The following is a 14,832-nucleotide window of genomic DNA, read 5'->3' as shown; positions in this document are numbered from 1 at the left end:
GGACCGGGACGGGTCGGAGGTGCTGGAGCTGCGGCTGGAAGGGGTGCCGGACGGGGCGGTGCTGTCGGCGGGCACGCGCGGGGCGGACGGCGCCTGGGTGCTGCGCCCGGAGGATCTGGCGGGGCTGACGCTGATGCCGCCGGAGAACTTTGCCGGCGAGCTGGCGCTGGTGCTGCGGGCCACGGCGCGGGAAGCATCGGGCGATGTGGCGGTGAGCGAGGCCGGGTTCACCGTGCGGGTGGCGCCGGTGGCTGATCCGGTGCGGTTCGCAGTGGATCCTGCCGAGGGGCTGGAAGATAGCTGGATCCCGCTGCGTGGCAGCTTGGCGCTGACGGATTTGGATGGTTCCGAGCACCTGGACGCGGTGCTGCTGGTGCAGGGCGTTCCGGCTGGCGCGAAGCTGTCGCATGGCCGTGAAACAGCCCCGGGAACATGGTCCGTGCCGCTGGCCGCCTTCCAGGACGGCCTTCTCGCGGTTCTGCCGCCTGCCAACAGCGATGTGGATTTCCGCCTGACCCTCTCTGCCACCAATATCGACCAGGGGGGCGGGGCAGAGTCGCGCCGCGTCACGGCGATAGAGGTGGATGTTGTCGTTCGGGCTGTTGCCGACATGCCCGATGTTTTTGTTACGGATCTGCACGGGCGGGAGGACACCCCAATCCGCTTGGACCGTCTGGGCGGCGCGCTGCGGGATACGGATGGCTCGGAAAAGCTGACCTTTCTTCTCGGCGATGTGCCATCAGGCGCGACGATCCATGGCGGTACGCGGCAGCCGGATGGCACATGGCTCATCACGGCCGACAAGCTGTCTGTGGCGACTTTGATTGCACCGCCCAACTTTTCAGGCAGCTTCACCCTGACGCTGACCGCTGTTGCAACGGAAAGTCGGGATGGCGCGCCCAGTGCCCGCAACAGCGCCAGCTTCTCGGTTGGTGTGGACCCCGTGGTGGATAATGGCACGATCACCGTCTCGATCCGGGGCTACGAGGACACCGCCATTCCGGTCAAAGTTGCCTTTTCTACCCCGGACAAGGACGGTTCTGAACGATGGGCGGAATGGACCACGATCAGCGGCATGCCGGCTGATGCAGCCCTCAGCCAGGGCGTCCTGCTCAGCGATGGCCGGTGGCAGGTCCGCACCGCCGAGTTGGCGGCTGGCCGCATCTCGCTGCTGCCGCCCAAAGATAGCGATGTCGACATTCCCCTGACCTTCAGCACGGTGCTGAGCGATAGCGGCAATGGCAAGACGGTGTCGCGCACCATCGTCACCCGGACCACGGCCGTGCTGGTCGGGGTTGCCGATATGCCCGTGGCGGGCGCGGCGGATGTGTCCGGCCTCGAGGACCAGCCCATCCCGCTGCATCTGCACGCCGCCCTCATTGATACGGATGGCTCGGAGCATCTGGTTCTCACCCTGGCCGGGCTTCCGGCCGGCGCGGTGCTGTCGGCTGGTACCCGGCAGCCGGATGGCACCTGGCGGCTTCAGCCGGATCATCTCGCCGGTCTCACCGTCACCATGCCGCGCGACTACTCGGGCAGTCAGACGCTGACGTTCACTGCCAGGGCGGTGGAGCGAGACGGTGATGCCGCGGTTTCCGTGCACCGCTTCACGGTGCAGACCGAGGCGGTGGCCGATACGCCTGGTCTGCGCGTCGCGAATGCCATCGGCTACGAGGATCAACCGATCGCCCTGCGCATCTCCGGCTGGCAGACCGATCTTGACGGCTCCGAGACGATCGTCGGCTTCCGCATCGCGAACCTTCCGGAGGGTGCCGTTCTGCAGGCCGGAGGCATGATCCTGGCACGCGAGCCGGATGGCAGCGTGCTGGTACCACCGGCCCATATCGGCACTTTGACTGTTAAGGCGCCGCCCCACTCGGACCGTGATTTCGTGCTGAGCGTTTCCTCCATCTCGGCCGAGCCCAATGGCAGCCGTGCCGAAAGCCCGAGCCAGGCCCTTGCAGTTGAGGTGCGCGCCGTGGCCGATGCGCCGGTCATCACCGGCACCGGTGGGCGGGGTCACGAAGATGCCGCCATCGCGCTCGACCTGTCTGCCACGCTGCCCGACAACGACGGTTCGGAAACACTGTCCTTCATGGTCAGCGGTGTCCCGGACGGTTTTCGCCTTTCCGCCGGCGTGTTCCGCGGCAACAACAGTTGGTCCCTGACGGCTGCCCAGGCCGAGGGCTTGATGCTGATTCCGCGTGCCGATTTCGCGGGCACCCTGCACCTGGCCGTTGTCGCCATCAGCCAGGAGGCCGATGGCGGGTCCCAGGCGCGCAGTGTCGCGGTGCTGCCGGTGGTGATTGAGGCCGTGGTGGATCGGCCTCTCGTGGGCGGCCTGGACGGCCTGTCCGGCGATTGGGGCGTGATGCGGGGCGTAGAGGATCAGCCGATTGCCCTGCGTCTCGATCCTGGACTGACCGATGCCGACGGGTCCGAACGCGTTGTCGGCAGCGTCGAGATCGGCGGCGTTCCCGAAGGGGCCGTGCTCCGCCTGGCCGATGGCAGCGTGGTGGTGGCGGATACCGACGGCCTGTACCGCATCGCGGCTCCCCGGATGCAGGGCGTCACCCTGACCATGCCGAGTGACAGTGACGAGGCTGCCACCCTGTCCATCCGCATGAGCATCGAGGATACGGGCGGGGTCCGGCGCGAAATCGGCGGCACCATGGTCGTTGATCCCGAGGGTGTTGCCGACACGCCCCTGCTGGTGGCCGGGCCTGCCGCAGGAACGGGACCGGCCGGCAGCGATCCGGGCGATGGATGGATCGGCCTCGCCATCCAGGCCGGGCTGACCGACGTGGATGGTTCGGAAAGCCTGTGGCTGTGGGTTCGCGACGTACCGGAAGGCTTTACCCTTTCCGCGGGCACTCCCGCCCGGGAAGGTGTCTGGCTGGTTCCAGCCGAAGCCATACCGGACCTGCGGATCCGCCCGGCGCCTGGCTTCGAGGGGCAGGTAGCGCTGCGTCTGGAAGCGATGTCAGTGGAGCGGGAAGGAAATCGCGCCTTTACCGGCGCCACGCTGCATCTGGAGGTCGCGGCGGCCACGGCATCGCCTGGGACGCCTGGCGGGCATGGGGGCGCTGCGCCGGATGCTACGCTTCCCCTGCTCTCGGCCTCTGCCGAACCGGGCTTGGAAGACATGCCCGTGGTGCTGCAACTGGCTTTCAATGGCATCGGCGGGCAACGCGGGATGCTCGGCCTGCGCATCAAGGGGGTGCCGGACGGCGCAGCGCTGTCCGCCGGTCACCGTGATCCGCAAAGCGGCGACTGGGTGCTGGGTGCGGGCGAGCTGGACGGTCTGTCCCTGCTTCCGCCCAAGGATTTCTCCGGCCAGTTCACCCTCACCCTGATCGGTGTGGCGACCGGCGCGGACGGCAGTTCTTCATCTGTCACCCGGGAACTTGGCATCAGCCTGGCGCCGGTTGCCGACGCGGCCCTGATTGCGGTCAACCCGCCCGCCGCGCGGGAAGACGAGTCCATCCCGCTGAACCTTGCCATCGCGACCCAGGATGCGGATGGCAGTGAGAGCGTTGTCTCCATTCTTCTCTCTGGCCTTCCCTCCGCAGCACGGCTGACCGGCGATGGTGTCGAGCGGCTGGCGGATGGCAGCTGGCGCATCGATCCGGCGCGGCTTGATGGCATCGAGCTGGTGCCGCCGCCGCATTTCTCGGGCGTGATGCGCTTCACTGTCGCGGTGGTCACGCGGGAAGGAGTGGATGGCCCGCAGGCATTGACGGAGAAGGCCATCGAGATCGGCGTTTCACCGGTGGCCGACGCCCCACTCGTTACGGCAGAAGATGTTCAGGGGCATGAGGATCGGCCCATCGCCCTGACACTCGGCGGGGCGCTGGTTGATCACGACGGGTCGGAAACCCTGTCCCTCGTTTTGCGTGGCATGCCGGAGGGAACGCGGCTTTCCGCCGGCGTCAACAATGGCGATGGAAGCTGGACCCTGAGGCCGGATCAGCTTGCCGGGCTGACCCTGATGCCGCCCCTGAACTGGAGCGGGCGCATGCAGCTCACGCTGGTGGGCTACGCCATGGAAGCGGCCGATGGCGGCCACGCCAGCAGCCACACCGAGTTCAACGTCCATGTCGCCGGCGTGGCGGACATGCCGCTGGTCGATGCGGGCGAGGGATCCCGGGGGCTCGAGGGTGGTTTGCTCGCAGTGGATCTGCGCGCGCAACTCGCGGACCGAGACGGGTCGGAGCAGCTGGTTGTCACAGTGGCCGGCGTTCCGGAGGGCGGAAGCTTCACTGCCGGCATGAGGCTCGCGGATGGACGTTGGAGCATCCCTGGCGAGGCACTCGGCGATCTCGGCTTCCGACCACCGGCCTTCTATTCCGGAACGCTGGTGCTCGGCTTCACCGTCACAGCAATGGAAGCGGATGGCGACGTGGCCAGCCGCGAACTCAGCATGGTCTTCACCGTGGCGCCCGTGACCGATGCACCGATCCTGACCCTGGGTGCTGCATCGGGTGCCGAGGACAGTGCCATCCTGTTGCCCGTGCATGCAGCGCTTGCCGACACAGACGGCTCCGAGCAGTTGCTCCGGCTGGTGATCGAGGGCGTGCCGGCCGGCGCCACGTTGTCGGCTGGCACGCACCAGGGGGGTGGTCGCTGGATCGTGCCGGCCGCTTCCATGGAAGGGCTGCACCTCACCCCGCCGCCGCACTTCTCCGGTACCATCGCGCTGAGTGTGACGGCCTACGCCGCCGAGCGTGCAACGGGCCTGGAGGCCAGCACCATGGGACAACTGACCCTGGAGGTGGTGCCCGTGGCGGATGCGCCGCTGCTCAGTGTCACGGATGCGCAAGGCGCGGAAGATCACGCCATCGCCTTGTCCCTCGGCGTCGCGCTGGCCGATACGGACGGCTCCGAGCAGATTGGCTCGATCACACTGTCCGGTCTTCCCGCCGGCTTCACCCTGTCGGCGGGGCGGGCGCTGGATAGCGGCGCCTGGGCGCTGCAGGCAGCCGATCTGCCCGGGCTGATGTTGCATCCGGCGCCGGACTGGAACGGCGAGGTGCGCCTTACCCTGCATGCCGAGGCGGTGGAAGCGGCCAATGGCGACAGCAGCGGCGCCAGCCGCGACTTCACCCTTTCCGTGGCCGCGGTGAACGATGGGCCGGTGGTGACGTTGACGCCGTATCATCGAACAGCAATGGTCGGTGACCAGGATATGGCCGCCTGGCAGATGGTGCAGGTCGCTGACGTGGATAGCACCAGGCTGAGTGGTGCCAGAATTACTCTGTCCGGTGCGCACTCAGGCGATATGCTGGCCTTCGAGGGCTTTGCGCTGCATGTCGAGAGTGGCCGTCTCTTCCTGGGCGACACGGGGATCGAGTTGCGGGCCGAACCGGGCGGCACGAGCCTCACGCTGTTTGGCGAGGCGCCGATTGCTACCTATCAGGCCGTGCTGCAATCGCTGGTTCTGGAAACCGAAAGCGCAACCGGCTTGCTGGCTGGCACCCGGTCGGTGTCCGTTGTGCTGCGCGACGATGCTGGCGCGGAGTCGCTGCGGCAGAGCGCCACGCTGACCGTGACGGAGCCGCCGCCAGCTCCGCTGGACGAGTTTTCGATTGGCGGTGGAGATCCTGGCGTCGGCATGGGGTGGCTGGAGCTGGTTGCGGGGGATGGCGGCCTTGTCCCGCCTGCCATGCCCGACAGCTGGACCGAGGCGGAGCCGAGCGGAGCGGCAGCGCCGGGTGTGCTGCCCGATCCTCTGGACGAGCATGTGGTCATCGCAGGCCAGGCGCAGGCGGGCGATTCCGGCATCGATCCCTTGGCGCTGGAGCAACGCTGGAGCTGAGGCGGATCAGCCGGCCATCACCGCGCGATAGGCGAGCTGGTCGGCATGCATCCGCTGAAACACGGTGTACTTGGCGTCGTGGAAGCGGCGCACCGCCTCCCCCTGCGGCGTGATGGCCGTCTTTGCACCGCTCATGGCTGCCATGGCCTGCGGGATGTCGCGATGTTGCCCGCCCGCCACGGCACCCAGCATGGCGGCGCCAAGCAGGATGGCTTCGGGTTCGCGCGGCAGAACCACGCGGCAGCCCGTGGCATCGGCGTGCTCGCGCAGGAAGACCGGGTTCTTGGTGCCGCCGCCGCAGGCGAGCACGGTGTCGATGGCGTAACCCTCGGCGTTCAGCGTCTCAATGATGTGGCGCGTGCCATAGGCAATGGACTGAACCGTGGCGAGGTAGAGCCGCGCCAGATCCTGCGGCGTCGCCGACAAGGACAGGCCTGACACCATGCCGCGCAGGGAGGCGTCCGCTCGGGGAGAGCGGTTGCCGTGGAAATCAGGCATGACGTGCAGGCCTTCGGTCAGCCGGGCGGGAAAGGCGCAGTGCCGGGCCATCTCCTCGAGCATGTCGTTCAGCCGCTGATAGATCGACTGCCCCTGCTCCCGCGCCTGCTCAGCCACGGCCGCATGCGCGGCATGGGTGACGATGACATGATCGATCAGGGCTCCGGTCGCCGATTGCCCGCCCTCGTTCAGCCAGAAGCCAGGTTGCATGGCGGAATAGTAGGGACCCCAGATCCCTGGCACGAACCGCGGCTCCGGGGAGACGGCCATGTGGCAGCTCGACGTTCCGCCCACCAGCGCCACGCGGCGTAGCAACGCCGCCTCGTCAGGGGCGGCGTCATCCAGCACGGCACCGATGACCCCGAGGCCGCCGGCATGCGCATCGATGGCCGAAGTGCCCACCGGGATCCCCTCGGGCAGGCCCAGCTCGGCCGATGCCGTGGCGGCGAGGCCGCCGGGAACCGGAGCGCCGACCGGCAGCACCTCTGTGCCAATGCGCTGAAAGCCCTCATCCGCCAGATCGTCCAGGCCGATGGCACGGAAGAAGGCGGCGTCCCAGCGTCCTTCCTGCCCAAGATAGGTCCATTTGCAGACGGTGGAACACAGCGAGCGGGTCAGGCTGCCGGTCGCGCGCCAGGTGAGGAAATCGGGCAGGTCAAGAAAATGCGCCGCCCGAGCCCAGCATTCCGGCAGGTTCCGCTTGAGCCACAGCAGCTTCGGTGCCTGCATCTCCAAGGACATGCGGCCGCCAACATAGCGCAGCACGTTGTGGCCGCCATCGTTGATGGCCTCGGCCTCGGCTGCGGCACGGTGATCCATCCAGACCACGGTGTCCTGATCCGGCTCGCCCTCAGGGCTGATGCTGATGGGGCCGCCTGCCGCATCCAGCACCACGAGCGAGCAGGTGGCATCGAAGCCGACGCCACGGACCGCCCGCGCATCCTGGCCTTGCATGGCGGCGCGCACCGCCATGCAGACGGCGTTCCAGATGTCGGTGGAGGATTGCTGTGCGTAGCCCGAGCGCGGTCGCCAAAGCCGGATGGGATGCGCTGCCTGCGCCAACATCATCCCGCTCGTGGTGAAGACGCCGGCGCGGGCGCTTCCCGTGCCCACATCCACGCCGATAACCAAATTCTGCATGGTCTGATAGTCCTGCGCGATCAAGGAGAGCTTGGTGCAACATCGAGCCGCAGCCCGGCCCGCATCAAGGAGCCGGTCGCCTCGGCCCGGCCGAGGCCGCTGGTGACCACATGGTCGAAGGCAGCGATGGGAGCGAAGAAGGCGGGCTTCAGCTTGCCAAGCTTGCTGGCATCCACCACCAGGATGGATTGCGCGGCGGCGGCGATGGCGGCCTGCTTCACCGGCACCTCGTTGAAATGGGCGCAGGTGACGCCGCGACTGGCATGCACACCGCCCGCCGAGATGAAGGCCTTGTTGATCCGCAGGCGGCGCAACCCGTTCAGCCCCTCGTCGGAGGCGAAGGTGGCCGAAGCAGGGTGATACAGTCCGCCCAGCAGCACCAGCTGGGTGCCTGGCCGACGGCTGGCCAGCACGGCGATGTTCAGTGCGTAGCACAGGATGGTCAGCGACAAGTGGGACGGCAATGCCTCTACGAGGTGCGGCAGGGTCGAGCCGCAATCGACGAAAATGGTGTCGCCATCCTCCACCAGACGCGCCGCGTGCCGGGCTGCCTCACGCTTTGCGGCAGCATGGCTGTCCTGCTCGCGCTCCAGCAAATAGGCGCTGCGGCGCAGGGCGCCTCCGGCCGGCAACACGTGGCCGCCCAGAAGCGTGAAGGGCTGGCCGGCGCCGGCAAGGTCGCGCCGCAGGGTCATGGACGATACGCCGAGGGCGTGAGCGGCATCGCCCAATCGCGTCGGGCCGGACTGGCGCAGCATCTCTCGCAGCCTCGCCATGCGGTCATCGCGCCGCGCCTCGCCCAGTCCTCGCATTCCGCCTCGCGCCCTTTCGGACATCCTCTCCCCCGAACCGCCGACGCTTGACGCCGCGCCGTGTTGATGTGACAAGTATCACAATTGTTAAGAAGGTTACAAACAGACTGCGACGCGGTGCACGCGCGGTCCCGAGGAACCATCCATGGCCCTACCTGTTCCGAGCAGTCCGGTCGATCTGGCTCGCCTGATCGACCATACGTTGTTAAAGCCCGAGGCGACGGCCGGGGATGTGCTGCGCCATTGCTCGGAAGCACGCGAGCATCAGTTCTGTTCGGTCTGTGTCAATCCGGTGCATGTTGCCATCGTTGCCGAGGCGCTTCGCGGCAGCGGTGTGGGAACCTGTTCGGTGGTCGGCTTTCCGCTCGGTGCTGTCACCATGGCCGACAAGGCCGCCGAGACGGTGAATGCCGTGGCCAACGGCGCAGACGAGATCGACATGGTCATCAACATCGGAGCGCTGCGCGAAGGGCGGCTGGATCTGGTGCTGGAGGATATCCGCTCGGTGCGCGCCGCCGCCCGGAGCCGCGTGCTCAAGGTCATCATCGAAGCCTGCCTTCTGGATGACAACCAAAAGCGCACCGCTTGCCGCCTGGCGGCCGAAGGTCGCGCAGACTTCGTCAAGACATCCACGGGTTTCTCGGTTGGCGGCGCCACGATAGCCGATGTCGCGCTGATGCGGGCGGCCGTGGGTGATGCGCTGGGGGTGAAGGCTTCTGGCGGCATCAGGACGCGGGAGCAGGCCCAGGCCATGATCGAGGCTGGCGCCACCCGCATCGGTGCCAGCTCCGGCGTGGCGCTCATCGCGGGAATGTCCGTTCCGGCCAGCGGCTACTGACACCGGCGCGTCATCAGGGAAAAGGAAACGCAAAGATGGTGGAGTTCAACAGGCGCACCTTCAACGCCATGAGCGGTGCCGCGATGATGGCGGCCATCATGGGTCGGCCAGCCTTCGCCCAGACCGCCGCGGTGGAGGCCGGCAAGGTATCGCCTTCGATCCATGCGAAGGCGGCCAAGAAGCGTGTCATCGCCACCGTGGTGAAGGTGGATGGCATCGCCTGGTTCGACCGCATGCGCGTCGGCGTGGAGCAGTTCGGCAAGGATCAGGGACACGACACCTGGATGATCGGCCCAAGCCAGGCCGATGCGGCCGCGCAGGTGCAGCTGGTAGAAAGCTTGATCGCGCAGGGCGTGGATGCCATCTGCATCGTTCCCTTCTCGGTTGAGGCAGTGGAACCGGTGCTCCAGAAGGCGCGGCGCCAGGGCATCGTGGTGATCTCGCACGAGGCTTCCGGACTCGAGAACATCGACTACGACATCGAGGCTTTCGACAACCACGCCTACGGCGCCAAGTTGATGGAGGTGCTCGGCCGCGACATGGGCGGAGAGGGCAAGTATGTCGCGACTGTCGGCAGCCTCACCTCGCAATCGCAGATGGAGTGGATCGACGGCGCCGTCGCCTACCAGAAGCAGCACTTCCCGAAGATGCAGGAGGTGACCCGGCGCATCGAGACCTATGACGACGCCACCACCGACTACAACAAGCTCAAGGAAGTGCTGACCGCCTATCCCGATCTCAAGGGGATCGTCGGGGCGCCGATGCCGACTTCGGCAGGGGCGGGCCGGCTGATCGCCGAGCGCAACCTCAAGGGCAAGCTGTTCTTCTCCGGCACGGGGCTGGTGTCGGTGGCCGGGCAGTATCTGCGCAACGGCGACATCAACTACATCCAGTTCTGGGACCCTGCGGTGGCCGGATACGCCATGAACATCCTGGCTGTGATGGCCCTGGCCAAGCAGGAGATCAAGCCGGGACTCAATCTCGGCCTAACCGGCTACGAGAGCCTGCAGGCGCCGGATGCCAAGAAGCCCAACGTGCTGGTTGGCCAGGGCTGGGTCGGTGTGTCCAAGGACAACATGACCCAGTACAACTTCTAACCAGCGCCGGGGCGGCAATCGCCGCCCCCCACATCCTCGCCGTAGGATAGCATGACCGCTCCGCTGATCGAATTGCGCCACATTGGCAAGAGCTTTGCCGCAGTACGCGCGCTGGACGATGTGTCGCTGCAGATCGGCAAGGGAGAGATCCATTGCCTCGCCGGCGAGAACGGCTCCGGCAAATCCACGCTGATCAAGGTGATCTCGGGCATCTGGCAGCCGGATCAAGGCGAGATCCTGCTGGATGGGCAAAAGGTCGAGGGGCTTACCCCCCGTGCCGCCATCGCGCATGGCGTGCAGGTGATCTACCAGGATTTCTCGCTCTTCCCGAATTTGTCGGTTGCCGAAAATCTGGCGCTCAGCACGGAGCTGCACGAGAAGCGCCTGCTGGTTTCATGGGCGCGCGTGCGGCGTATCGCGCGAGAGGCGATCGAGAAGCTGGGCGTCCAGCTGGATCTGGATGCGCTGGTGGAAACGCTGCCCACCGCAGGCAAGCAACTCGTCGCCATTGCCCGCGCATTGATGTCGGATCCCCGGTTGCTGATCATGGACGAGCCGACCACGGCGCTGACCGGCCGCGAGGTCGATGCGTTGTTCCGCGTGGTGCGCGACATCCAGAGCCGGGGCATCGCGGTGCTGTTCGTCAGTCACAAGATGCGGGAGATGCTGGAGATCAGCGAGAAGCTGACCGTGATCCGCTCCGGCCGCGTGGTGGCTGCCGGACCGATCGCCGATTTCGACGAGGCGAAGATCACCCGTGCTATGACGGGGCAAGAGATCGCCGCCGAGGGTTATCAGTGGGAAGGCGACGCGCGCGGCAAGCCGTTGCTGGAGGTCGCCGGGCTCAGCATCCCGGGGCAGCTGGAGAACATTGCGCTGCGCATCATGCCGGGCGAGATCGTCGGTATCTCTGGCCTGCTCGGCTCCGGCCGCACGGAACTCGCCCTGGCCCTGTTCGGCATGCGGCCGGGTTATGAGGGACGGGTGCGGATCGATGGACGCGAGGTGCGGCTCGACAGCGTGCAGCAGGCCATTGGCCATGGCATCGCCTATGTGCCGGAGGACCGCCTGACCGAAGGGCTGTTCCTGACATCCACCATCGACCGCAACATGCTGGTGACATCGCATGACCGTCTTTCCCGTGGCGGCGTCATGCAGGGTGGCAGGGCGGCGCAGGAAGCCGCCGGCATGATCCGCGAGATGGCCATCGCCACTCCGACCGGAGATCGCCCCGTCACCCAGCTTTCCGGCGGCAACCAGCAGCGCGTGGTGATCGGGCGGTGGCTGATGAATGATCCCCGCCTGCTCATCCTCAACGGACCGACCGTTGGCGTCGATGTCGGCTCTAAGGCGGGCATCCATCGCAAGATCCGTGAACTGGCACGGGAGAGGGGCCTCGGCGTGCTGATGATTTCGGACGACCTCCCGGAGCTTGTGGACAATTGCAACCGCATCCTGGTGCTGCATCGCGGCCGCCTGGCGGGCGACATCGCGGCGGCGGAGACGAGCGAGGCGCGCCTCAGCGCGATGTTGGGGGCGCTGGCATGAGGTCCCTCGCCATGGCGCTGCGCCGCCATCCGGAGCTGATGGTGGCGGCGGTGCTGGTGCTGGCCGTGCTGGTGATCGGCACGGTCAACCCGGCTTTCTGGCAAGCGTCCAACATCTTCAGCCTTTTGCGGGCCTCGGTGATCACCGGCATCCTGGCACTGGCCGTGCTGCTGGTCATGCTGTCGGGCGGCATCGACGTTTCCTTTCCGGCTTTCGCCATCGCAGCCATGTACCTGACCGTTCGGGCGATGATCGGCTGGGGTTTCGATGGTGTTTGGCTGCCCTTCGCAATGGCCACCTGCATCGGCATCGGGCTCGGGCTGGTGAACGCCTTCTTTGTGCATTATCTGCGGATGATTCCGCTGATCGTCACCCTCGGTACGGGAACAGCGGTGCGCGGTTTCATCCTGGGCGTGGTCGGCACCAGCCAGATCAACATCGACCAGATGCCGCCCTTGCTCATCAATTTCGCGCGGCAAGATCTTTTCACTGTTCAGCAAGCGGATGGTGGCAGCACCGGCCTGTCGGCGATGGTTCTGGTCTATGCCGTGATCGCGCTGTTGGTGCACCTGATGTTGCGCTACACCATGATGGGCCGCAGCATCTACGCGCTGGGTGGTGGCGCAGAGGCGGCGCGGCGTGTCGGCTTCAACCTGCGGCGCACCACCTTCTTCATCTACGGCCTGGCGGGCGCGCTGGCGGGATTTGCAGGGCTTCTGCACGGGGCCATGATCTGGACCGCCAACCCGCGTGACATGGTCGGGCTGGAGCTGGACGTGATCGCCGCTGTTGTGCTGGGCGGCGCCTCCATCTTCGGCGGGCGGGGCAGCGTAATCGGAACGATGCTCGGCGTGCTGACTCTGGTGGTCATCACCAACAGCCTGATCATTCTGGGTGTGGATACCACCTGGCAGCGCGTTGTGATCGGGCTGATCGTCATCGCCGCAACGGCCGCGACCGCCTGGCGTGACCGCAAGCGCATTGCCTGAGGGAGGCACCGCATCATGTCCGCCATCGCGCAGCGCCTGCGAAAGCTCGATACAGATCTGCTGCAGCTCCTGCTGCTTACCCTTATCATCTTCGCGGGCATGGCGGCGCTGAATCCCGAACGGTTCCTGCGTCCTTATGTCTTCGAATCCATCACCTTTATCGCGCCCGAACTCGGGCTGTTGGCCATCGCGATGATGGTGGCGATGTTGACCGGCGGGATCGATCTTTCGGTGATCGGCATCGCCAACCTTTCCTGCATTCTGGCCGGACTGTTCTTTCACGCCGTCGGGGGCGCGCGTGGGCCGGATCTGGTGAACATGGCTTGGCCGCTGGTGGTGGCAGGCATTGGCATTGCGCTCGCCACAGGTCTTCTGGCCGGTGCTATCAACGGTCTGCTGGTGACGAAGCTACGCGTGACGCCCATTCTGGCCACCATTGGCACGGGACAGGTCTTTACGGGCATCTGCCTGGTGCTGACCGGCGGCCCGGCAGTGGTAGGCTTCCCCCGCATCTGGGGCCAGCTGGGCAACGGCACGTTGCTGGGCATCGCCATCCCGCTGCTGGTTTTCTGCGTGGTGGCAGGGCTGGTATGGTTCCTGCTGGCCCGCACCGCCTTCGGCATCAACCTGGCGTTGATCGGCACCAACCCCAAGGCTGCCGCCTTTGCCGGCCTCCGGACCACGCGCACGGTGTTCCTGTCCTACGTGCTCACCGGTGGGCTGGCTGCCACGGCAGGCATTCTGCTTTCGGCTCGAACCAATGCAGCCAAGTCAGACTATGGGGTGTCCTATCTTCTCCAGGCGGTGCTGATCGCGGTGCTGGCCGGCACCAATCCCTCGGGCGGCCGCGGCAACGTTCCGGCCATAGCGCTCGCACTCGTGGCGCTGATGCTGCTGTCTTCCGGTCTGCAGATCATGCGGTTCTCGAATTTCCTCGTCGACCTCATCTGGGGGGGCTTTCTGTTGCTGTCCATCGCGCTGGCGGCCTGGCGCCGCAGGGTGCGCTAAGCCATGCGCGCCATCATTCCTCTTCATCCTTCGCTGCTTGGCGACGCGCCTCGCGAGATCGTTCGGTGCGGAGAGCTGACGGCGACGTTGTTCCGATTCCGGACCGGGATCGAAGGGCTGCGCATCGCCAATGCCCGCGGCGAGGTCGTGCTGCTGCCCTGGATGGGAGGCATGATCTGGTCGGCCAGCTTTGACGGCGTTGCCCTGGGCATGCGCAGCGGCTTCGACGCGCCGCGCGCGGCTTCCAGCATCGCCGGCACCTATGGCTGTCTAGCCTTTCATGCCGGCCTGTTGCGCAATGGTGTGCCGGCGCCGGGGGATGATCATGCCGCACATGGCGAGTTCCCCTGCATGACCATGGACCGCGCCTGGCTGGAGGTGGATGGCAACAGTATCGCCGCAATCTCCGAGGTCGATCATGCGCTGGGCTTCGGGCCGCATTACCGTGCGATGCCAAGCCTGACCCTGGCTGCTGGTGCTACGCTTTTCGACATCGGCCTCGGCGTCGAGAACCGCTCCGGCAAGCCCATGGACCTGATGTACATGTGCCACATCAATTTCGACTTCGTGGCGGGCGGGCGCTGCCTGCAGCCGGCGCCGTTCACACCAGAACGGACCGCCGTGCGCCGCGCCGTTCCCGCGCATGTCCGGCCTGATGCGGCCTATCAGGCTTTCATCGACACGCTGTCGCGGGAGCCGCAGCGAATGGAAGTGCTCTCGGAGCCCGAGCGCTACGATCCCGAGCAGGTCTTTTATCTCCACGGGCTGGGTACCGACGCTGAGGGACAGACACACCTGATGCTGCTGCGGCCGGAAGGAGATGCCTTTGCCATGTCCTACGCGCCGGAATGCTTTCCGCACACCGTCCGCTGGATCCTCAACGACCCGGACCAGAAGGTCGCCGCCTTCGCGCTGCCCTCAACCTGCCAGCCGGAAGGCTACGCAGCGGAGAAGCGCAAGGGTCATGTCCGCGTGCTTCCGCCGCACGGGCGCGCCGCGTTTTCCGTGCGTACCGGCTACCTGGACGCCACGTCGGCGCCGGAGCAGGCAACCCGTATTTCAAAGCTGAGCTAGGAGACCGACG

The 14,832-nt window shown here is 66.5% G+C and carries 9 protein-coding genes; 7 read left to right on the top strand and 2 right to left on the bottom strand.

Features of this window, described 5'->3' with window-relative positions; all coding sequences use genetic code 11:
* Window positions 1-19 precede the first annotated feature (19 nt).
* Window positions 20-5,818, top strand: a complete 5,799-nt coding sequence (locus ACFOD4_RS21625; protein ID WP_379599789.1) for a hypothetical protein — start codon at window positions 20-22, stop codon at window positions 5,816-5,818.
* 6 nt (window positions 5,819-5,824) lie between these two features.
* Here ACFOD4_RS21625 and ACFOD4_RS21620 read toward each other — a convergent pair whose 3' ends face one another.
* Together ACFOD4_RS21620 and ACFOD4_RS21615 are read right to left on the bottom strand one after the other, a co-directional pair.
* On the bottom strand, window positions 5,825-7,456 hold the full coding sequence (locus ACFOD4_RS21620; protein ID WP_379599788.1) for an FGGY-family carbohydrate kinase: 1,632 nt from the start codon (window positions 7,454-7,456) through the stop codon (window positions 5,825-5,827).
* A 20-nt stretch (window positions 7,457-7,476) separates the two neighbouring features.
* A complete protein-coding gene (locus ACFOD4_RS21615; protein ID WP_379599787.1) occupies window positions 7,477-8,268 on the bottom strand; it encodes a DeoR family transcriptional regulator in 792 nt (263 codons plus the stop codon).
* Window positions 8,269-8,413: 145 nt separating this feature from the next.
* Here ACFOD4_RS21615 and deoC point away from each other — a divergent pair, with 145 nt between their 5' ends.
* Genes deoC through ACFOD4_RS21585 form a run of 6 tightly spaced genes read left to right on the top strand, consistent with a single transcriptional unit; the run spans window position 8,414 to window position 14,822 of the window.
* Window positions 8,414-9,106 carry a deoxyribose-phosphate aldolase gene (gene deoC, locus ACFOD4_RS21610; RefSeq protein ID WP_379599786.1) on the top strand — a complete coding sequence of 231 codons (693 nt, stop codon included), beginning with the start codon at window positions 8,414-8,416 and terminating at the stop codon, window positions 9,104-9,106.
* Between the two features lie 35 nt (window positions 9,107-9,141).
* The gene (locus ACFOD4_RS21605) at window positions 9,142-10,203 is read left to right on the top strand and encodes an autoinducer 2 ABC transporter substrate-binding protein (RefSeq protein WP_379599785.1); all 1,062 of its coding nucleotides are present in this window, start codon (window positions 9,142-9,144) and stop codon (window positions 10,201-10,203) included.
* A 51-nt stretch (window positions 10,204-10,254) separates the two neighbouring features.
* On the top strand, window positions 10,255-11,751 hold the full coding sequence (locus ACFOD4_RS21600) for a sugar ABC transporter ATP-binding protein (protein WP_379599784.1): 1,497 nt from the start codon (window positions 10,255-10,257) through the stop codon (window positions 11,749-11,751).
* Window positions 11,748-12,740 carry an ABC transporter permease gene (locus ACFOD4_RS21595; protein ID WP_379599783.1) on the top strand — a complete coding sequence of 331 codons (993 nt, stop codon included), beginning with the start codon at window positions 11,748-11,750 and terminating at the stop codon, window positions 12,738-12,740. Before ACFOD4_RS21600 ends, ACFOD4_RS21595 begins: the two co-directional genes overlap by 4 nt.
* A gap of 15 nt (window positions 12,741-12,755) precedes the next feature.
* Window positions 12,756-13,748 (top strand): ABC transporter permease, encoded by a 993-nt coding sequence (locus ACFOD4_RS21590; protein WP_379599782.1) that lies wholly within the window; start codon window positions 12,756-12,758, stop codon window positions 13,746-13,748.
* Window positions 13,749-13,751: 3 nt separating this feature from the next.
* Window positions 13,752-14,822 carry a DUF4432 family protein gene (locus ACFOD4_RS21585; protein ID WP_379599781.1) on the top strand — a complete coding sequence of 357 codons (1,071 nt, stop codon included), beginning with the start codon at window positions 13,752-13,754 and terminating at the stop codon, window positions 14,820-14,822.
* The last annotated feature ends 10 nt before the right edge of the window (window positions 14,823-14,832 follow it).

It is taken from the genome of Teichococcus globiformis, from assembly GCF_042646265.1.
GTDB lineage: Bacteria > Pseudomonadota > Alphaproteobacteria > Acetobacterales > Acetobacteraceae > Pseudoroseomonas > Pseudoroseomonas globiformis.
The sequence above is the reverse complement of the archived record's forward strand: the minus strand, read 5'-3'. Positions and strand labels throughout refer to the sequence as shown.

Excerpts from the sequence above, each read along its gene's own strand:
- ACFOD4_RS21620 (WP_379599788.1), bottom strand. The coding sequence starts at position 7,456 with ATGCAGAATTTGGTTATCGGCGTGGATGTGGGCACGGGAAGCGCCCGC.
- ACFOD4_RS21615 (WP_379599787.1), bottom strand. The coding sequence starts at position 8,268 with ATGCGAGGACTGGGCGAGGCGCGGCGCGATGACCGCATGGCGAGGCTG.
- deoC (WP_379599786.1), top strand. The coding sequence starts at position 8,414 with ATGGCCCTACCTGTTCCGAGCAGTCCGGTCGATCTGGCTCGCCTGATC.
- ACFOD4_RS21605 (WP_379599785.1), top strand. The coding sequence starts at position 9,142 with ATGGTGGAGTTCAACAGGCGCACCTTCAACGCCATGAGCGGTGCCGCG.
- ACFOD4_RS21600 (WP_379599784.1), top strand. The coding sequence starts at position 10,255 with ATGACCGCTCCGCTGATCGAATTGCGCCACATTGGCAAGAGCTTTGCC.
- ACFOD4_RS21595 (WP_379599783.1), top strand. The coding sequence starts at position 11,748 with ATGAGGTCCCTCGCCATGGCGCTGCGCCGCCATCCGGAGCTGATGGTG.
- ACFOD4_RS21590 (WP_379599782.1), top strand. The coding sequence starts at position 12,756 with ATGTCCGCCATCGCGCAGCGCCTGCGAAAGCTCGATACAGATCTGCTG.
- ACFOD4_RS21585 (WP_379599781.1), top strand. The coding sequence starts at position 13,752 with ATGCGCGCCATCATTCCTCTTCATCCTTCGCTGCTTGGCGACGCGCCT.